Here is a 19,450-nt window from a genome sequence, read left to right on the forward strand (position 1 = left end):
CGTGCGGCTTGATCCTATAACCTGAGACGCGTGAACGACGCGGTACAATCGACAAAAAACTAGCTTCTTCTATCGAATTCAGCGTGGCGAGCGGGGGAGACCCTGAGCGACATGCGAACAGTTAATGTCTGGTGACCTTAGCGAGGTGGTCCCACCCCTTCCCATCCCGAACAGGACGGTGAAACGCCTCAGCGCCGATGATAGTGCAGATTGCCTGTGTGAAAGTAGGACATCGCCAGACTCCCCATGAAAAGCCCCGGTTTCGAAAGAGACCGGGGCTTTTGCTTTGTGTGCCGAGTAAACAAGCGCAAATCCAGAATAAACGCGGGTCGCGCATGCCGGCAAAATGCCCTTTCTTGCCAGAAGGGGATGAGAAATGAGTGAGCAGACCGGCTATGCCGAGGCAGCGCAGGCTTGGTATATCGGCAATTACCAGGTCGTGCCCGAGCGCATCAGGGAAATCGCCGGTTTTTATGGTCATGTGGTCATGCTGGCGGGGCCGGAGACGCAGCCTGCGGTTGCCGTCAAATTTGCCTTTCAGGATGGGCGCTGTGCTCGTGAAATTACGGCTCTGGAGCGTTTGCGTCCGCATTCTTCGCTCCCCTTGCCTGCGGTCGTTGCACAGACCAGCCTGTCGGTTGCCGGAGGAAATCAGCCCCATGAGGTGCTGGTGCTGGCGGCATTGCCTGGAGTGGCCCCCTGGGATTTGCCGCCAGCGTCAGTACGGGCGCCACAGGCGGCCACTGAAGTTGCCCGGGTATTGGCCGCCGTGCATGGCGTTAGCGATCCGCGCGGTTTCGAGTGTCCGGATGCTTCATTTACACCCTCCTTGCTGGGAGCCTTCGAAGCCTGGTTTGCGCCGGTCTGGCACTATGCGGCAGCAGACGCTGCGCCATTTTCGCCGGCCCTGCGCAGCAAGCTGGCGGCGTTGTGGGCTGCCCGTAGCGCTCTGCTGGCGCCGATCAATGCGGAACCTTCTTCGCTGGTTCATGACGATCCGCATCTGGGCAACCTGTTGTTCGATGCACAAACAGGCCTGCCGACGGCCTTGCTGGACCCTTGCGATGTGGCGTTCCGGCATCGTGAACAGGATGTTTTCCATCTGGCCGATGCGATGCCCGACTGGCGGGTGATGGAGGCTTATGAGGCTCTCAGTCCGATGACCGCCGGCTGGGAGGTGCGCCGCTGGTTTTTCTCGATCTGGGATGATGTAAAGCACAGCCGCAACCGTGGCTGGTATGACGAAGATTGGTTCGAGCGCAAGTTCATCCAGCTGCGCGATGCCTTGCAGTCCAGTCATGTCTATCAGGGTATTGCACTGTAGCCATTTGTTTTACTCGGCTCCGCTTGTATACCTGTTTTATTTGCGCCCTGATCCCAAGCCTGGATGCGTCAGGCTTGTGCTGTTTGCACGCTGCCCAGCAATTGCCGGGCGCGCTGGGTTTTCCGGTTCAGCTCTTCCTGGTTGTAGCGTCCTCCAGACTGCAGGTGGCGCACGCCTTCCCAGACACTGAAGAAGGCCAGGCGGGCATGGAGTCCGCCATCCAGCGGGTATTTGGCCAGATAGGTTTCCAGCAGGCGGAAGTCGGGCCGGACTTCGCGCAGATGGCGCAAGTCGAGCTCGCGATGGCTGAAGCGCGCCCAGCCCGGGTCCAGTACGCCGCACAGCCGCTGGCTCTCGGGGTCAACGAGGAAATTGGCCGCATGGCATTCATCGTGGATCAGGCTGGGTTGTGTGCAGCTTGAAGGTGGCAGCGCCGTGAAACGGCTGGCCAGCTCCAGCAGGGCATCGCGCTGGCTGAGGTAAAGCAGCTGGGCGGCGGCCGGGCCGTGCAGCCAAGCGGTCAGTCCTGCCAGCTCGCTGAGATAGGACGGTGTGAATTCGGCAGATTCGGCGCCCGCACGGGTCTGGAACAGCCCGGCCCCGCTCTGGGCGTGCCAGCCCAGCAAGAGGTCGGTGCATTCATCGGCAAAGCGGTCAATCAGCACTGGCGAGTCAAGGGCATGGCTGGCCGGTATGCCGGGTATCACGCTCAGCAGCAGGGTTTCGCCCGGTTCGCAGGCCGCGTGGATGCCGCGCACTTCCGGAATGGCGATGCCCTGGCTGTGCGCCTGCAGCAAGGCCAGGCTCGCAGCTTCCCGTTCTGCCTGACCGGGAGCGCGGTAGCATTTGGCAATCAGCTCGCCCTTGTCGCCGCGCACCCGGTAAATGTCGGCCAGGCTGCCATTGGCGCTGTCGACGATGTCGGGTTTGCCCCCCAGTTGCTGGCGTAATACAGCAAGCAGGCTGGCTGGCAGCAGGCCGTTCTTTTGCACGGTAAACATGGGGGCACTCCTTTCAGTGGTCGCCGCCAGCATGCCTGCAGTCCATGAAGAACATGTTGCGCCCGCGCAAAAAAGCCTCAGGCTTTCAGCAAGACACCGGGTGGGGTGCCGGCCAGTCTGGCCAGCCGCAACTGGCTGACCGCCGCCGCCAGCACGGCGCCGCAGAGCATGGCGGCTGCCGGAGCCAGCAGGTTGAAGGCCACCGGCAGCTCAAAGACAAAGCGGCCCAGACTCCAGCCGGTGGCGCTGGCCAGCAGGCCGGCAATGAGGCCGCTGATGCCACCCAGCAGCACCTGTTCGATCAGCCAGAGGCGGCGCAACTGCGCTTGCCGTGCGCCGAGCGCGCGCAGCAATGCCGCCTCGCGGCTGCGTTCGCTGGCATTGAGTTCCAGCGCCGCGGCCAGCACCGTGAGGCCGGCGGCCAGGCAGAAGATCAGCACCAGCTGCAGTGCCTGGCTGGCCAGCAGCAAGATTCGTCGCACTTCCGCCAGCACCTGACCGACATCGAGTATCGTGATGTTCGGCATGCTGCCGGCAATGTCGGCCAGTAAGGGGCGCGGCCCGGGCGGCAGGTAGAAGCTGGTGATCAGGCTGCCGGGTTGCTCGGCCAGCATCGCAGCCGTGCCCGTCACAAAGAAATTGACGCGGAAGGAATCCCAGCTGACCTCGCGCAGGCCGGTGACCGGGCCGCTGACGGGGATGCCGCCAATGTCAAATACCAGCGTGTCTCCCAGCTGTATACCCAGTGTTTTGGCAAGGCCGGCCTCGACCGACCAGCCGCGTTCGCCCGCAGCCGCTTCGCGTCCGGCCAGGAGGCGGTTGTCCTGCCGCAGCGTATCACCCCAGGAAAGATTGAATTCGCGCTCGGCCAGCCGTTGCGCGCGCTCATCTTCATAGCGGCTGGCCTCTACCGGCTTGCCGTTATGGCTGGTCCAGCGCCCGCGAATCATCGGCTGGAAAGCCGGCGTCGCCACGTTGTGGCGCACAAACAGGGCCTGCAGCTGCGACAACTGCTCAGGCTGGATATTCACCGCGTAATGGTTGGGGGCATTGTCGGGCACGCGCGCCTCCCAGGCATTGAGCAGGTCGCTGCGGGTCAGCGTCAGCAGGCAGAGCCCGGTCAGACCGATGGTCAGTGCGCCCAGCTGCACCATGGCCAGCCCCGGTTGCCGGGCCAGTGGCCGCAAGGCCAGGCGCCAGCCGGCAAAGGGCAGGCGCAGCAGGCCGCGAATCAGCAGCCAGCCGCTCAGGCCGCTCAGCGCCACGGCCGCGGCCAGGCCCGCGGCAGTGTAGAGCGCCAGCCGGAGGTCGCGCATGCCGAGGTAAAGCAGGGCCAGGATGGCGGACAGGGCCAGCAGCCATTGCACGCGCAGTCCCGGATCGGCTTGCAGTTCGCGGCGCAACACGCGCAGTGGCGGTGTGCGGCTGAGCGCCAGCAGCTGTGGTCCGGCCAGGCCCGCCAGCAAGACGAGCGCATAGGCGCTGGCCCACAGCCAGGGCAGCGGCGACGGTGCGGGCAAGGCCTGCTGGCCCAGCCGCAGCAGGATTTCCGCCAGCATGGCCTGGCCAGCCCAGCCGAACAGGCCGCCCAGCAGGCTGGCGAGCAGCGCGAGCACCGTCAGCTCGCCCAGCAGCAGGGTACGCAACTGCTGGCGGCTGGCGCCCAGCGTGCGCAGCAGGGCCACCGTATCGTAATGGCGCTGCACAAAGCGGCGCGCAGCCAGCAGGATGGCGACACCGGCCAGCAGGGCGGCCAGCAGGGCGGCCAGCTGCAGGAACTGCTCGGCTTTCTGCAGGGATTTTTTGACTTCCGGACGGGATTCCTGGGCATCTTCCAGCCGCTCGCCGCGTTGCAGACGCGGCTTGATCTCCGCCTGCCAGGCTTTTACCGCCGCATCCGGTCCGGCCACCAGCAGGCGATAGCGCACGCGGCTGCCGGGCCCTAGCAAGCCGCTGGCTTCCAGGTCGCCGCTATTGATCAGCACGCGTGGCTGCAGGCTGGAGAAGTCAATGACCCCGTCGGGTTCGCGCACGATAATCCCGGTAATGCGCAGCGTCAGCAGGCCAAGCTCGATGGTATCGCCGCGCTGCAGGCGCCAGGCATCCGCCAGTTTCCGATCGATAAAGGCTTCGCCGGCGGCGGGGCCACGGCTGCTGCCCTGTTCGAGTTGCAGCGTGCCGCGCAAGGGATAAAGCGCACTGGCGGCCTTGATGCTGGCAAGGCGGAACTGCTCGCCCCGGCGCACCATGCTGGGAAAGGTGGCGGTGTTCGCGGTTTGCAGTTGCGGATCGGCTGGCAGATAGGCCGCCGGAAGCGCATGGTCGCTCAGCAGCGCTGCGTCGGCCGCCAGCAGCCAGTTGGCCTGGCCCAGCAGGGCGCCGCGCACGCGCTCGGCGAGCAGCCCCACGGCACTCATCGCGGCAACGGCGATCAGCAGCGCAATCAGCAGCAGGCGAAAATCGGCGGCGGCCAGGTCGCGGCGCAACAGGCGCAGGAAGAGTCGTGTCATGTCGGCCAGCCATCCTGTGGATTGCTGGCATGCAGGCTGCGCTGCTGGCCTCCGGCAATCTGCAGCTGCCAGTTGCAGCGCGCCGCCAGCGCCGGGTCGTGCGTCACCAGGACCAGCGTGGTACCGGCATCGGCATTCAGGCTGAACATCAGGTCGGCAATGCTGCGTCCGGTGGCGGTATCAAGGCTGCCTGTCGGTTCATCGGCGAACAGGATGCGCGGCTCTGCGGCAAAGGCGCGCGCCAGCGCCACGCGCTGCTGCTCGCCGCCGGAGAGCTGGCGGGGCGTATGGCCCAGGCGCTCGCCGAGTCCGACGCGCTCAAGCCAGTGCCGGGCGCGCTCGCCGGCATGGGGGGCGCCGTGCAGCTCGAGCGGGACCATCACGTTCTCCAGCGCGCTGAAATCGGGCAGCAGCTGGAATGACTGAAAGACAAAACCGGCCAGCCGGCCGCGCAGGCTGGCGCGGCCGTCTTCGCTGAGCGCGCCCAGCGACTGGCCGTCCAGCAGCACATCGCCGTGGCTGGGGGTGTCGATGCCGGCTAGCAGGGCCAGCAGCGTGGATTTGCCCGAGCCCGAAGCGCCCACAATCGCCAGCGATTCTCCCGCAGGCAGCGAGAACTCAATATCATGGAGGATGGTCAGGTGTTCGGTGCCAGTGTGCACCTGCTTGCCCAATGCCCTGGCTTGCAGCAGGGCGGTCTGATCTGGAGAAATCGGCATGGTGTGTGCGTACCTGAGCAAGAAAGTCGTGGCGGTGGTGGTGTTGCTGGCATTATCGGTCACGGCGCTGGCCGCGGCGAACAGGCCGCCGCGCCTGCTGGTCTTTGGCGACAGCCTTTCGGCCGGCTATGGCCTGCCGGCAAACCAGGCCTGGCCAGCCCTGCTGCAGGCCAGGCTCAAGGCCCGCGGGCTTGCCTGGCAGGTGAGCAATGCCAGCGTCTCGGGTGAAACGACCGCCGGTGGCCTGACGAGGTTCCCGGCCATGCTCAAACAATTGCAGCCCGATGTGGTCGTGCTGGAGCTGGGCGCCAACGATGGCTTACGCGGCCTGCCCACCACGCTGATGCAGCAGAACCTCGTGCAGATGGCGCGGCTCGCCAGGGCCAGCGGTGCGCGCGTGCATCTGGTGGGCATGCGCATTCCGCCCAACTACGGCCCGCAATACACCGCAGCCTTCGAGGAGGCCTTTCGCAGCGTAGCGCGCGAGGAAAAGCTGCCCTTCACCCCTTTTCTGCTGGCGCCGCTCAATGACGAGCGCCAGCTCTTCCAGAATGACCAGCTGCATCCGACGGCCGAAGGACAGGCGCGGGTGGCCGGCTTCATGGAGAAAGAGCTGGCCGCCTACTTCCGCAAATGAGCCGTGGCCAATGCCGGGCAGGCCGGCGCTTTACTCCAGCGCTTGCCAGTCGGCAGTGGGATTGAATTCGCGGATTTGCCGCGCCGCCGTGGCGGTGGTGGCGCCGAGGTTGCGCTGGTAGATCCTGCCGTCATGGCTGGTGATGAAGGTCATGACGCCGGATTTGCCATAGTGGGCCGGCCAGGAGACCAGAGCATAGCCGCCAAGCAGCTTGCCGTTGACCCGGTAGCTGTAGGCCCCGCCGGGCGCCGCGTTGCCCTGGCGATCGAGCAGGCGGTAGAAATAACCGTTAAACGGCTGCGGCGTCCCGCTCTTGCCGCGCATTTCCCGCTCCGCTTGCGCCAGCAGCGGGCCCAGCGGGCTGTCGGGGCCATGGTCGCCAGCCTGCCAGTACAGGCCGTCACGCGTGCCGGGGCTGCTGTTGATCTGGCCCGCATAGTGGGCAAAGGCATGGCGGTCCGGATTGCTGCGGAAGTATTCGCTTTGCGCCTGCTGGATCTCCCGCAGCACTTCGATGGTGGCCAGCTCGTTGCTGCCGATCTGGCGGCTGAGCATTTCCTCGCGGCCCGCGTTCAGATCGAACTCCCATTTGCCCTGTTTCAGGCTGAGCGGAATGGCGAAGGGCAGCGGGTCCGTGCCGACCTCCAGCACCCTGCGCTGCGGCCCCGCCTCCTGCCAGGCATGCGCCTCGCGGTAGCGGGCGACGAAGGTTTCCACGCGGGCGCGCGCTTCGTCCTCGTTGCCAAGATTGATCAGTTGCCCGAAGTCCTTGCCGAGCACGCGCTTGACCGCCGTGCGATCGGCGCGCTCGAGGGCGCTGATGAGGGCTGCGCCCGCCTCGTCGGGCGTGGCAAAGCGCTGCGCTGCCCAGGCGGGCAGGGTGATGCTCAGGGCGCAGGCACACAGCACGCTAGTAGTGATTTTCATCGTTGTTCTCCGGTCTCGCTGGCGCAGCGGCTGACTGCGCCAGGTGTTTCCGCGCTTCGCGGCAAGTAGCTGGGAAGTGAAAGCGCAGCGCCAGCACAGGCGCTGCCATGCTGCGCCTGTGCTCAGCGGCGGCTACCGCTGCGGGCCGGGCGCTGCAGATTGCTGGACGAGCGGCTGGGCGTGGCGCGGCTGGCGTTGCCGCGCTGGCTGGCCGCCCGGTCGGCGCCGGGGGAATTCACATTGCGCAGGGCATCGTTGCTCGGGCGTGCGGCGGCATTGCCGGCAGCGCGGTTTTGCGCGCTGTCGAACTTGTCGGTGCGATTGCCCGTCTGGCCCGTGCTGCTGCGCTGCCCGTCGCGGCTGCCTGCATCGCGGTTGACGGCATCGCGCTGCTCCGGACTCATGCGGTTCAGATCCTGGCGGGCGCTGTCGGCCTTGCCGCGATAGGCTTCGCGGTTGGCATCCCGTGTGGCCGGACGCGTGCCGCTCTGATTGCGGTAGCGGTCGCGGGTGGCATTGTCGCGGTACTCGACGCCGCGGCGATGGTCGGCATTGTGCTGCCAGCGGCCGTCGCTATTGCGCTTGTAGTGCTCGACGCGGGTGAAATTGTTGTTGATGTCGATATCGATGCTGCCGCCGCCCCAGTTGCAGTTTCCCCAGCCCCAGAAGGCGCCGCCGACGATCAGGCCGGCGGTAAAGCCGAAGATGGCCCCCGAGTAGGCATAGCCGGGCGGGTACCAGTAGTACGGTGTGTAATAGGGGTATGGCCAGGGGCCATAGACATAGCTTGGGTTGTAGACAGGTACGTAGACGGTTTCCGGCTGGGCTGGCTCGATGATGATGACCTGGCCCTGCGTGCTGACCTGCTGCTCGCTGCTGGATTTCAGATTGCCGGCCTGCTGCGCGCGCTGGCGCAGGATTTGCACGGCATCCATCACGCGCTTCTGGTCTGCCAGCACGGCATCACCCAGTTTCTGCGTCCAGTCGATCTTGTCGTTCATCATCTGCAGCACCTGCGGGAAGGCGGTCAGCGATTTGACGCTGGCATCCCAGGGCTGCTGGTTGACGGCCTGCTCCAGGTCCTTGCCGCTGAGCTTGCTGTTGGCCGCGCGCCAGCGCTGCGCCTGCACCACTTCCAGCGGGTAGGTCGAGGCCATGAAGACCTGCGCCAGCAGCGAATCGGGGTACAGGGCCACCGGGGCGACCAGTTGTTCGATTTCTTCCTGCTTGAAACTGGCCGCCGGGGCCATGGCCGCCTCGGCGGCATGCACGGGCGCCATGGGCAGCAGCCAGGGGCTGGCCAGTATGGCCGTCGCCGTCAGTACGAGCTTCAGTTGTTTGGACATGATGTTCTCCGCGGGGAGTCGGGGGAGCCAGGTCGGCCGGGAACTGTGCTGTCCAGCATAGCGCAGCCGCAGGGAGGGAAACAGCAAATGGGTAATGGTGCCATTGATCCGGTTTTGCCGGCCAGCCAATCGGGCTGGATGCGGTGAAGAGCGTGGCATTGCCGCTATAATCGCCGGCTTCTTCTGCTTGCGAGCTGGCAATGACGATTCCCGCAACTGCCCGTGGCTGGCTGGCCAGGCGCGTGCCCGGCCTGGCCCTGCTGCTGGCCTATCCGCGCGACTGGTGGCGCGACGACTGGCGCGCTGGCCTGTCGGTGGCCGCTGTGGCGATTCCGGTTGGCGTGGCGTATGCGCAGCTGGCCGGCATGAGCCCGATTGCCGGCCTGTATGCCAGCATCCTGCCCATGGTGGCCTATGCGCTGTTTGGTTCCTCGCGCCAGCTGATGGTGGGGCCGGATGCCGCCACCTGCGCGATGGTGTTTTCCACGCTGGCGCCGATTGCCGCCGGCAATGCTGAGCTGTATGTCTCGCTGTCGGTCAGTCTGGCGCTGCTCACCGGCACATTCTGCCTGCTGGCCAGCCGCTTTCGCCTGGGTTTTCTGGCCGATTTCCTGTCGCCGCCGATCCTGGCGGGCTTTCTCAATGGCGTGGCAATCAGCATCGCCGTGGGGCAACTGGGCAAGCTCTTCGGCTTTGCCTTCACGGCGGACGGCCTGATCGAGCGCCTGCTGGAGCTGCCGCTGGCACTTCTGCAGGCGCATCCGCTCACGGCGGTGATCGGCCTGGGCACGCTGGTGGTGCAGCAGGTGGCCCGCAAGGTGCTGCCGGCGCTGCCTTCGGCGCTGGTGGCGATGGTGGTTGCCGGCCTGCTGGTGTTTGCCTTCCGGCTGGATTTGCGCGGCGTGGCGGTGATCGGCGCATTGCCCGCCGGCCTGCCAAGGCTGCACTGGCCCAGTCTGCCTTTTGCCCAGCTGGGCGAATTGCTGGGGGCGGCGGCGGCGCTGGCGCTGGTCAGCTTCAGCAGCGCGATGCTGACCGCGCGCAGCTTTGCCGCCAAGAACCGCTACGAGATCGACGCCGACCGCGAATTCACCGCCCTTGGTCTGGCCAATATTGCTGCCGGCCTCTCGCAGGGCTTTGCCATCAGCGGGGCCGACTCGCGCACGGCGGTGAATGACAATGCCGGCGGCAAGAGCCAGATGGTCAGCCTGGTGGCGGCGGCCGCGATTGCGCTGGCCATGCTGCTCCTGACCGGGCCGCTGTACTACGTGCCGATTGCCGCGCTCGGCGCCGTACTGATCACGGCCTCGTTCGGCCTGATGAATTTCGCCAGTTTCAGCTATTTCCGCCTGCTGGGGCGCGGCGAATGGGCGATCGCCATCGTGACGCTGGTCGGCGTCGCCTGCGTGGGCGTGATGCAGGGCATGCTGTTTGCCGTGCTGCTGGCGACGCTGCGCATCCTCGTCAAGCTGGCGCGCCCGCACGAAGCCATGCTGGGGGTGTATGAAGGCAAGGGTATCTTTCATGACCTCAATCACCACAAGGGTGCTAGCCCGATACCTGGCTTGCTGGTCTACCGCTTCGAGTCGCCGCTGAATTTCTTCAATGCCAGTTACTTCCGTCAGCGCGTGCTCTCGCTGGTGGATGGCGCGGCCGAGCCGGTGCGCTGGGTGGTGATCGACGCCACGCCGATTACCCAGGTTGATGCCGCCGGCGAACAGGCCATGTGGAGCCTGCAGCAGGCCTTGCAGGATCGTGGCGTGGTGCTGGCGCTGGCCGGCCGCAAGCGCCAGATCGAAGCCATGGCCGAGCAGCGCCAGATGCTGGCGCGCGTGCAGGGGGCTTTCCGGCTGTATTCCACGCTCAAGCAGGCGCGCAAGGCCTATCTGCAGGAAGTGCTGCGCCCGCAGGCCGAAACGGCGCTGCGCGGCGCCGTGTGATGCCGCAGCCGGCGCGGTTTTCGCGGCATGGCGCGGGGATGGTGAGTCTTATGATTAGGGTATTGCCTTGCAGCTCATGCTGAGTGTGGGTTGTAGGGCAATACCCTTGGCTTGTTATGGCCGCCAGATATCGCCCAGCTCGGTGATTTTGGCCTGCAGCAGCGTGGCCATCTTGCGGTGATCGGCCAGGCTGGGGTGCCAGCTGCAGCCGGTCAGCTCCAGGCTGCCCCAGTCGAGAAAGGCGATCTTGTGGCCGGCCTGCTGCTCCTCGCTCACCAGCTTGTGCAGCAGCGGGCGCAGACGGTCATCCGGCCACAGGTAGGCGCCGGTGACGATGATGTGCGGCTTGCCATAGCGCGCGCGGGTCTGCGCCAGCAGCTCCCGGTAGGCCGCCAGCCAGTCGCGCGCCAGTTGCTCCTGGTTGCGCGCTTCGCCGGCGCGCACCGGGGTCGAGAAATCATTGGTGCCAAGCCCGATCACCACCAGTTGCGGCTTCCAGGCAAAGTCGTAGCGGCTGGCCGGCTCGGTGTGCAGTGTCAGCGGGTAATAGCTGCGGAAATCTTCCTGCGGGCTGTTGCCGTTCCAGTTGCGCAGCACGCCCATCCCCGACATCGCCGTCGTCTGCCAGTCGGCATTGAGCGCACGCGCCGTCTGTACGGCAAAGCCTTGTGTCACGTCGGTATTGAGCCAGACCTGCTCTTCGCTGCACTCGCGCTTGCCCGACAGATTGCCCAGCGCCGCCGTGTAGGAGTCGCCGATGAATTCGATGCGGCGCGCCGGCCTGGGCGCGGGCGGCAGGGGCTTGCCGCCGTCGAGCACGAAGCCGCCGACCAGGCCGACGTCCTTCGGCGATTCGCTGCGCTTGATCAGTTGCGCCGTGTGCTCGCCGTCCTTCAGGCCGCGCACCCACAGCGTGCGCTCGCCGCTGGCCGGGGTGATCTGCAGCGCCGGCTTGCCGTCAATTTCGAGCACATAGTAATTCTTCGCGTCGTTGAGCTGCACACCCACGGCGCTGCCGGTAAAGCGCAGCGTCCAGTTCACGCCCGGCCAGGTTGCCTGCCAGCCCTTGTCCGTGGCCAGCGCCCGGCCGCCGAGCTGGATGGCGCTGGCGGCGACGGGAACGTCGGCGGCAAAGAGTGGCGTGGTGACCACGAGGGCGGCCAGGAGGGGAGGCAGATACGGCAAGCGGGGCATGATGGAGTCCGGGTGGCAAAAAGCAGGACTGTACACCCGGCCGTTTGCCCTCACCATGTCCGGATTCGTGCCGCCGCTTGTCCGGATCGGGCGCGCAGAAAACGGTATGCAGTGGGCAGACTTGGGTATAGGATTGCGCCTTGCGTCAAGCGCAAAGCCTGTATTTGTCATGTCGACATGGATTTGATGCAAGGAGGAAACATGAAGCAACCGCAGTCAGGTTGGCCGGAAATGCGTGGCGTCCGCAAGGGGCCGCCCGGTGTCTCCCTCAGCGGTTTGGCCAGTCGTTGGGCCAGTGCCGTGGTCACCACCCTGTTGCCCCGCCCGCCAGCACGCGCCCCGCGTGCGGGCAAGCGTTGATGCTCTAGCCCTTCCCCGCGCCTGAACCGCGCATTCCCGATCGGCAAGCCTGCCGATCAAAAAAGGCCAGTCGCAATGACTGGCCTTTTTTATTGGCCTGACGGCCTGCCCGATCCTGCTGGCAAGCTGCTGGCGAAAAAACCGAATTCACCACAGAGGCACAGAGAAAGCAAAAGCCAGAGCAATGCCTGTTGCGTGCTCCCGTTTTTCTCTGTGTCCCCTGTGTCTCTATGGTTCAAAATGGTGTTTGCTGTTTGCCCAGCAGCTTGCCACGCCCCTTGCGCCCTGCTCAGCCGGCGATGCGGCCCAGCTCTTCGAAATAGGTCGGGAAGGTCTTGGCGGTGCACTTCGGATCGAGAATCCGCACCGTCACGCCGCCCAAGGCGACGAGCGAGAAGCACATCGCCATGCGGTGGTCGTCGTAGGTTTCGATGGCTGCGTTGGCAATCAGCTGTGCCGGCGGGGTGACGACGATGTAGTCCTGGCCTTCTTCGACCGTGGCGCCAACCTTGCGCAGCTCGGTGGCCATGGCAGAGAGGCGGTCGGTTTCCTTCACGCGCCAGCTTTCGATATTGCGGATGGTCGTCGTGCCCTTGGCGAACAGCGCGGCCACGGCAATCGTCATTGCTGCATCGGGGATGTGGTTCAGATCGACGTCGATGGCCTTGAGTTGCCCGTCCGCGGGTGGCGCTGCTTCGATGAAATTGTCGCCCCAGCTGATCTGTGCACCCATCTGCGCCAGCGTGTCGGCGAAACGCTTGTCACCCTGGATGGCATCACGACCGACGCCTTCGACGCGCACGGTGCCGCCACCGATCGCGCCGGCGGCCAGGAAGTAGGACGCCGACGAGGCATCGCCCTCGACAAAGATCTGCCCCGGGCTGCGGTAAGTCTGGCCGCCCTTGATGAAGAATTCCTTCCACTCATTGCGGGTGACCTCGATGCCGAACTTCGCCAGCAGGTTCAGCGTGATCTCGATGTAGGGCTTGGAAATCAGCTCCCCAACCACTTCGATGGTCATGTCGCGGCCAGTCAGTGGCAGCGCCATCAGCAAGCCGGTGAGGAACTGGCTGGACACATTGCCCTTCACCGCGATGCGGTCGCTGGACAGTTCCGCCGGGTGGATCTGCAGCGGCGGGAAGCCCGGATTGGCCAGGTAGTCGATCTTTGCGCCAGCCTGCACCAGGGCGTCGACCAGATCGCCGATCGGACGCTCGTGCATGCGCGCCACACCGTGCAGGTGGTATTCGCCACCCGAGAGCGCCAGCGCCGCGGTCAGCGGGCGGAAGGCCGTGCCGGCGTTGCCAAGGAACAGGTCGGCCGCTTTGTTCGGAAAATTCCCGGCGCAGCCATGCACCAGAAAGTCGCGCGAAGCACCTTGCTGTTCGACCTTCACGCCGAGGGTCGCCAGCGCTTCCAGCATGCGCTGGGTGTCGTCGGAAGCCAGCAGGCCCTGCACCAGCGTGCTGCCGTCGCACAGTGCCGCCAGCAGCAGCGTGCGGTTGGAAATGCTTTTCGAGCCGGGCAGGACAACGCTGCCGTTGACGCGGGCAATCGGGGCGAGATCAAGGTGTTCCAGGTTAGACATTGGGGTATCCTTCAGGGGGCTTTTTCTGTATTTGGCTTTGGCAGCATGGGTAGTAGGGTATCCAGTACACGCTGCGGTTCGAGTTCATTCAGGCAGTTCAGGTGGCCCAGCGGGCAGTGGCGCTCGAAGCAGGGCGCGCATTCCAGATCCAGGGTCACCACCCTGGCGCTGGTGGACAGCGGCGGGGTGAATTCCGGCGAGCTGGAGCCATACACCGCCACCAGCGGCAGGCCCAGCGCGGCGGCGACGTGCATCAGGCCGGAGTCATTGCACACCGCGGCAGCCGCGCCGCTGAGCAGGTCGATGGCCTGCGCCAGCGAGGTCTTGCCGGCCAGATTGGTGACGCGCGGCTCCAGCGCGGCAATGTCGCCGGCAATGGCGGCATCCTTGTCCGAGCCGAAGATCCATACCCGGTAGCCGCGTTGCAGCAGCTGCGTTGCCAGCGCCGCCATGTGGCGGGCCGGCCAGCGCTTGGCCGGGCCGTATTCGGCGCCGGGGCATAGCGCCACCACCGGTGTGTCGCCGGCCAGCCCCAGCCGCGAGCATGCGGCGGCCCGCTGGCCGGCATCCACGCTCAGGCGCGGCTTTGCATAGACCGGCAGCGGCGCACCGGCCTCCTCGGCCAGCGCGACAAAGCGCTCGACCATCAGCGGCAGGGCGTAAGGGTCGAGCTTGCGCGCGTCGTTGAGCAGGCCATAGCGCGCTTCGCCCACCCAGCCGGTGCGCAGCGGAATACGGGCAAAGAAGGGCACCAGTGCCGATTTCAGCGAGTTGGGCAGCACGATGACCTGATCGTAGCGCGCGGCTTTCAGCTCGCGGCCCAGCTGCCAGCGCTTCTTCAGGCCCAGTTCGCCATGTGCGAAGGGGTTGTCGATGGCGTGGTGCACTTCCGGCATGCGTTCATGGAGCGGCCGGGTCCAGGCCGGCGCGAGCACGTCCAGCTGCAGGCCGGGATGGCGCTGATGCAGGCGGGCGTACAGCGGTTGCGCCATGATGGCGTCACCCACCCAGGCCGGAGCGACAATCAGGATTTTTCTCACGTCGTTCATACCCACGGTTCTGGCAGGCCCTCGCTGCGCAGTGCGCGCACGACGGCGGGGCGGGTGAGCAGACGCTGCAGATAGGGTCCCAGGTGCACAAAGCTGCGGGCCGGGCGGGTAAAGCCGCGTGTCCAGCGGCAAAGCATGCCCAGATAGGGGTCGACCAGCCGGTACTGCTCGCCCAGCAGCCAGGTCCGGCCGTCGGCCAGCTCGGCGTCGAGCAGCGCGAGCATGTCGCCGATGCGGGCCTCGGCGTGCGCCTTGACCTGGGCCGTCGCCGCCGCATCGTCGCAGAGCCGTTCCGGGTAGAAATAGGTCAGGATTTCGGCCTGCAGCGTATTGGTCAGGTACATCAGCCACTTGTAGCAATGCGCGCGCTCGGCGCTGCCGGCAGGCGGCAGCAACTGCGCTTGCTCATGGCGCTCGGCCAGATGCAGGCAGATGGCCGCGCTCTCGAACAGCGTGAGCTCGCCATCGAGCAGCGCCGGAATGCGGCCGGTCGGGTTCAGCTTCAGATAATCGGCATGCTTGTGGGCATTTTGCGCACGGTCGACCAGGCGCAATTCGAATGGCGCCCCGATTTCTTCCAGCAGCATGTGCGGGGCAAGACTGGCGTTGCTGGGGTAATAGTACAACTGGTACATGGCAATGCCTGCAGACGTGGCCACACAAAAGACCAAAGCGGCGGGCGGTTGCCCGCGCGCCGCTTTGCCGGAGCTTGCGAAGCGGGCTTAGTGGTGGCCCTTGATCACTTCGCCGGCGCGCAAGCGATACAGCGTGCCGCAATACGGGCAGAGCGCCTGGCCGGTCTTGGTGACATCGAGGAAGACGCGCGGATGCGAGTTCCACTTCACCTGATCCGGGGTCGGGCAGTGCAGCGGCAGGTCGGCCGCGCCGACTTCGATTTCACGTTGGGTGTTTTCTTTCAGTTGCATGGTCGAACCTGTGAGGTGTGAGGGGAGAGGTGTGAGGTGCAGGGAGGGGACGAGGTTTACGCCTCACCCCTCACACCTCACTCCTTACACGTAGGTGAGCCAGTCTTCGTGCTTGGCGTCGCGGCCCTGCACGCAGTCGAAATAGCGCTGCTGCAGCAGCTGCGTGACCGGGCCGCGGCTGCCGGCGCCAATGGCGCGGTTGTCCAGTTCGCGAATCGGGGTCACTTCGGCGGCGGTGCCGGTGAAGAAGGCTTCGTCGGCGGTGTAGATCTCGTCGCGGGTAATGCGCTTTTCGATGATCTCGATGCCTTCCTCGCGCGCCAGCGTCAGCACGGTGCTGCGGGTGATGCCGTCCAGGCAGGAGGCGACGTCCGGCGTGTAGAGCTTGCCCTTTTTCACCACGAACAGGTTTTCACCGGCGCCTTCCGAGGCATAGCCGTCGGTGTCGAGCACCAGCGCCTCGTCGTAGCCGTCGGCGGCCGCTTCCTGATGCGCGAGGATGGAGTTGATGTAATAACCGCTGGCCTTGGCGCGCACCATCGACACGTTCACGTGATGGCGGGTGAAGCTCGAGGTCTTCACGCGGATGCCCTTTTCCAGGCCGTCGGCGCCCAGATAGGCGCCCCATGGCCAGGCGGCCACGATGGTGTGGATGGTGTTGTTGGTCGCGGCGATGCCGAGCTTTTCGCTGCCGATAAAGGACAGCGGGCGCAGATAGCAGGATTTCAGCCCGTTTTCACGCACGACGGTCTTTTGCGCCTCGTTCAGTTCTTCGGCGGAAAACGGGATCTTCATCTGGAAGATCTTGGCCGAATTCAGCAGGCGCTCGGTGTGGTCCTGCAGGCGGAAGATCGCCGTGCCCTTCGGTGTTTCATAGGCGCGCACGCCTTCGAACACGCCCATGCCGTAATGCAGGGTGTGGGTCAGGACATGGGTGGTGGCATCGCGCCACGGCACCAGTTTGCCGTCATACCAGATGACGCCGTCGCGATCAGCCAACGACATGGGACTTCTCCTCAAGCTATGGGGAGCCGTGCTGGCCTGTGGGTGGCGCCGGCCCCCGGATTCGGGTGTTCGGAAAAGCGGCAATTGTAGCGCAAAGCGCGGCCGGTGTACGCAGGCTTCAGCCCGGCAGACGCCAGTGCACGCGGTTGCGGCCGGCGGCCTTGGCTTCATAGAGCGCCGCGTCGGCGGCCTGCATCAGCTCGCTCATCGGCAAGGGCTGCGCTTCGGCACTGGCCAGACCGACGCTGAGGGTGGCCTGCAGGCCAGGCGTGAGCTCGCTCCAGTCATGGCTGGCCACCAGCCGGCGCAGGCGGTCGCCGATCTGCCGTGCCTGTTCGAGGCGCACCTGCGGCAGCAGGATGACGAATTCCTCGCCGCCGAAGCGGATGATGAGCTCGTTGCCCCGGCAGGCCTGGCGCAGCAGTGTGGCCAGGCGCTGCAGCACCGCGTCGCCGGTGCTGTGGCCGTAATGGTCATTGATGTATTTGAAGTGATCCATGTCGGCGATTAGCAGGCTGAGCGGCACGCCCGGTTCGCGGTCGAGGCGGGCGAACTGCTGTTCGAGCATGCGGCGGTTGTAGAGCCCGGTCAGCGGGTCGGTGAGCGCGGCGCGGCCCAGCGTGTCCAGCGTGTCCAGCTGGGCCAGCTGGTCGCGCAGCGTATTGTTCAGCGCCGCGTTTTCCAGCGTGCGCTGCGTCAGTTCCAGGCGGTTTTGCAGGCGCTTGAGGCGCTGTTCGGTGCGCCGGGCCAGGCGCGGCGCGCTGCTGCGGTGGTTGTGCTCCCAGCTGTGCAGATAGGCCTTGAAATGCTGCAGCGCCATGGCGGCGTCATCCATGGCCTTGTACTGGCAGTAGGCGTGGTGATGGAATTTCTCCAGCAGCGTTTGCGAGTCGACGCGGGCGGCTTCGCTGACCGCGCGTTCCAGCCAGTAGCGGGCCCGGCCGGCGTCGGCGTTTTGCAGCGCCAGCAGATAGGCCTGAAAGCTGGCCTGGCTCAGCACCCAGTAAAAACCCAGCTCGCCGCCCAGCCGGGCGGCGGTGTCGAGCGCGCTGGCGGCGTTGTCGCGCTCGCCGGTGGCCACGTACACGGTGGCGCGGTAGAGCGCGAATTCTGCCTGCCAGTGGCGATTCCCGCAGGCTGCGACATAGGGTTCGGCAATGGTCAGTGCAATACCGGCAACGGTATGGCGCTGCAGCGTAATCAGGTCATAGCCCAGGCAGAGATACGCTGCGCTCAGACTGGCGGCGTCATCGAGTGGCAGGGCAAAGTCCAGGGCGCTGCAGTGGTAGTGCAGCGCCGTGGCATGATCGTTCAGGATCCAGAACACCTTGCCTATGCCATTGAGGGCGCGCACCGCGTCGCTGCCGTGCTGCTGGTCCAGCGCCCGTGTGAGCGCGTCACCCCAGTGGGCGATCGCGGCATTGAGGTCGCCCAGCACCATGGCATGTCCGCCGCATTCGTCCAGCGCCTCCAGCAGTTCGGATTCCAGCCGCGCCCGGCGCAAAGGCGCCAGCAGGTGCTGCAGTTCCAGCAGCGATTGCCGGTAATCCCAGCGACCCAGCGCCTTGGCGGCCAAGAGGCGCGCCCGGAGCACCAGCGGCTGGTCGCGGCGGGCAGCGGCGCTGCCGGCCAGCAGCAGCGCCGCGCTGCGCGTGGTTTGCGGGGCGAGGTCGAGCCGGGCTTGCAGTTCGGCGAGCGTCACGGGCTGGGTCATGGGGTCGCTCCGGCTTGCTGGCGATCCAGCGCACCCTGCAAGCGCCGGTTGGCCAGCTTGAGGGTGACCAGCTGCAGGTGCAGCGCCAGGATGCGTTCCTGGTGCGGGGGCAGCGGCCGGCTGCGTCGGCCCTGCTGCGCCAGTGCGGCCTGGCGCTGTTCGTGCCAGTGCTCCAGCGTCAGCAGCGCATCGGCATGCCGCTGGCAGCCTTCCTGCCAGTCGGCCAGCTGGCGCAGCACGCTTTCCGGCAGCAGCTGCAGGCGGCCGTGCCGGCCGGCGAAATCGAGGGTGGACAAGGCATGGCCGATGGCCTGATCCAGGTCGCCGCACTGGCTGGCAATGTCGGCCTGCAAGAGGCGCGCCTGGATTTCTCCCCAGCGGTAATTGCCCTGGCGCGCCGAGGCCTGCGCGCGTACCGCCTGCTCGCGCGCGGCCAGCAGGCGTCCCTGCAGCAGCGCCAGCTTGCAGCGGAAATTCGCCAGATCGATCAGCCAGGCAGCGTCGACGTCGTAATGGGGCAGGCCGCCCAGCAGTTCCAGCTGGCCGGCCAGTGCGCCCGCGTCATTGCGGTTGGCGTAGCAGGCCGCGAGCAGCAGGCCGCTGCGAAAGCGCAGGCGGTTGTGGCCGATGTCGGCCGCGCATTGCTGGGCAAAGTCGAACAGCTGGCGAACCTGCTCGCTCGGGCCGTCGCGGCTGAGCACATTGCCGATGCCCACGCAGGCTTCGCAGACGGCCACCAGATCGTTGAGTCCCTCCGCTTCGTCGAGGCAATGCAGCCAGTGGCGCAATTCCTGCTGGCTCTGGCCCAGTTCATGCGCGGCCTGGGCCAGCAATTGCAGCGCCGCCAGCCGGTGCGACGGGGCGCAGTGCTGGGTGGCGAGCTTGCCCAGGCGGCTGGCATGCCGCCGCATCAGCAGGTAATCCTGGTTGCCCCAGGCGGCCCGGCTCAGCGTTTCGTGCAGCCACAGCAGGTCTTCGTGTTCCAGCTCGTCGGGCGGGCGCCGCAGCAGCGCCTGCGTGCGCGCCAGCGCATCGGGTCGGGCCAGGCGCACCGCTTCGCGCGCGCTGGCCAGTTGCGAGCGCCAATGGGCAAGGGAGGGAGTGCTGGCAGGCTTCATTGCAGGCGTGGGAGCGGGCTGTGTTTCCCAGTATGGAACATGCGGGCCCGGCCGCCATGTCCGCTGCGTCGCCGCGGTGTTGCATCCGGGTG

At 66.1% G+C, this 19,450-nt stretch carries 16 protein-coding genes and 1 rRNA gene; 4 read left to right on the forward strand and 13 right to left on the reverse strand.

Going from position 1 to position 19,450, the window contains the following annotated elements:
- Positions 1–127: 127 nt before the first annotated feature.
- Positions 128–241 (forward strand): 5S ribosomal RNA (rrf, locus tag C515_RS0114265).
- Between the two features lie 135 nt (positions 242–376).
- Positions 377–1,324 (forward strand): phosphotransferase, encoded by a 948-nt coding sequence (locus C515_RS21210; protein ID WP_051304969.1) that lies wholly within the window; start codon positions 377–379, stop codon positions 1,322–1,324.
- A gap of 68 nt (positions 1,325–1,392) precedes the next feature.
- Here the strand turns inward: C515_RS21210 and C515_RS0114275 are convergent, their stop codons facing one another.
- The 3 genes from C515_RS0114275 to C515_RS21215 all read right to left on the reverse strand — a co-directional run bounded on the left by C515_RS0114275 (position 1,393) and on the right by C515_RS21215 (position 5,554).
- Positions 1,393–2,325, reverse strand: a complete 933-nt coding sequence (locus C515_RS0114275; protein WP_028456080.1) for a phosphotransferase — start codon at positions 2,323–2,325, stop codon at positions 1,393–1,395.
- Between the two features lie 77 nt (positions 2,326–2,402).
- Entirely contained in the window at positions 2,403–4,835 is a 2,433-nt protein-coding gene (locus tag C515_RS0114280) for an ABC transporter permease (protein WP_028456081.1), read from the reverse strand.
- Positions 4,832–5,554 carry an ABC transporter ATP-binding protein gene (locus C515_RS21215; protein ID WP_051304970.1) on the reverse strand — a complete coding sequence of 241 codons (723 nt, stop codon included), beginning with the start codon at positions 5,552–5,554 and terminating at the stop codon, positions 4,832–4,834. The genes C515_RS0114280 and C515_RS21215 overlap by 4 nt, the downstream gene beginning before the upstream one ends.
- Here C515_RS21215 and C515_RS0114290 point away from each other — a divergent pair.
- Entirely contained in the window at positions 5,553–6,191 is a 639-nt protein-coding gene (locus C515_RS0114290) for an arylesterase (RefSeq protein ID WP_051304971.1), read from the forward strand. The genes C515_RS21215 and C515_RS0114290 overlap by 2 nt on opposite strands.
- Positions 6,192–6,221: 30 nt before the next feature.
- Here C515_RS0114290 and C515_RS0114295 read toward each other — a convergent pair whose 3' ends face one another.
- Positions 6,222–7,118: a DUF2950 family protein gene (locus C515_RS0114295; RefSeq protein WP_051304972.1), complete on the reverse strand. Its 897-nt coding sequence runs from the start codon at positions 7,116–7,118 to the stop codon at positions 6,222–6,224.
- Between the two features lie 122 nt (positions 7,119–7,240).
- Positions 7,241–8,464 (reverse strand): DUF3300 domain-containing protein, encoded by a 1,224-nt coding sequence (locus C515_RS21220; protein ID WP_051304973.1) that lies wholly within the window; start codon positions 8,462–8,464, stop codon positions 7,241–7,243.
- 200 nt (positions 8,465–8,664) lie between these two features.
- Between C515_RS21220 and C515_RS21225 the strand changes: the two genes are divergently transcribed.
- Positions 8,665–10,404 carry a SulP family inorganic anion transporter gene (locus C515_RS21225; RefSeq protein ID WP_051304974.1) on the forward strand — a complete coding sequence of 580 codons (1,740 nt, stop codon included), beginning with the start codon at positions 8,665–8,667 and terminating at the stop codon, positions 10,402–10,404.
- A 114-nt stretch (positions 10,405–10,518) separates the two neighbouring features.
- Here C515_RS21225 and C515_RS21230 read toward each other — a convergent pair whose 3' ends face one another.
- The 8 genes from C515_RS21230 to C515_RS0114345 form a co-directional block, all read right to left on the reverse strand.
- Entirely contained in the window at positions 10,519–11,598 is a 1,080-nt protein-coding gene (locus C515_RS21230) for an SGNH/GDSL hydrolase family protein (protein ID WP_051304975.1), read from the reverse strand.
- Between the two features lie 649 nt (positions 11,599–12,247).
- Complete coding sequence (gene aroA, locus C515_RS0114315) at positions 12,248–13,546, reverse strand: 3-phosphoshikimate 1-carboxyvinyltransferase (RefSeq protein ID WP_373277256.1); 1,299 nt, start codon at positions 13,544–13,546, stop codon at positions 12,248–12,250.
- 11 nt (positions 13,547–13,557) lie between these two features.
- Complete coding sequence (gene waaF, locus C515_RS0114320; RefSeq protein ID WP_043649737.1) at positions 13,558–14,595, reverse strand: lipopolysaccharide heptosyltransferase II; 1,038 nt, start codon at positions 14,593–14,595, stop codon at positions 13,558–13,560.
- Positions 14,592–15,230, reverse strand: coding sequence for a glutathione S-transferase family protein (locus tag C515_RS0114325; protein WP_028456086.1), 639 nt, complete (start codon positions 15,228–15,230; stop codon positions 14,592–14,594). The genes waaF and C515_RS0114325 overlap by 4 nt, the downstream gene beginning before the upstream one ends.
- Positions 15,231–15,317: 87 nt before the next feature.
- Positions 15,318–15,521, reverse strand: coding sequence for a zinc-finger domain-containing protein (locus C515_RS0114330; protein WP_028456087.1), 204 nt, complete (start codon positions 15,519–15,521; stop codon positions 15,318–15,320).
- Between the two features lie 84 nt (positions 15,522–15,605).
- A complete protein-coding gene (locus tag C515_RS0114335) occupies positions 15,606–16,526 on the reverse strand; it encodes a branched-chain amino acid transaminase (protein ID WP_028456088.1) in 921 nt (306 codons plus the stop codon).
- Between the two features lie 118 nt (positions 16,527–16,644).
- On the reverse strand, positions 16,645–18,240 hold the full coding sequence (locus tag C515_RS22695) for a GGDEF domain-containing protein (protein WP_051304976.1): 1,596 nt from the start codon (positions 18,238–18,240) through the stop codon (positions 16,645–16,647).
- Positions 18,237–19,358, reverse strand: coding sequence for an ATP-binding protein (locus tag C515_RS0114345; protein WP_028456089.1), 1,122 nt, complete (start codon positions 19,356–19,358; stop codon positions 18,237–18,239). The genes C515_RS22695 and C515_RS0114345 overlap by 4 nt, the downstream gene beginning before the upstream one ends.
- Positions 19,359–19,450 lie beyond the last annotated feature (92 nt).

This window comes from Chitinilyticum litopenaei DSM 21440, assembly GCF_000428145.1.
In the GTDB taxonomy this organism is placed as follows: Bacteria; Pseudomonadota; Gammaproteobacteria; order Burkholderiales; family Chitinibacteraceae; genus Chitinilyticum; species Chitinilyticum litopenaei.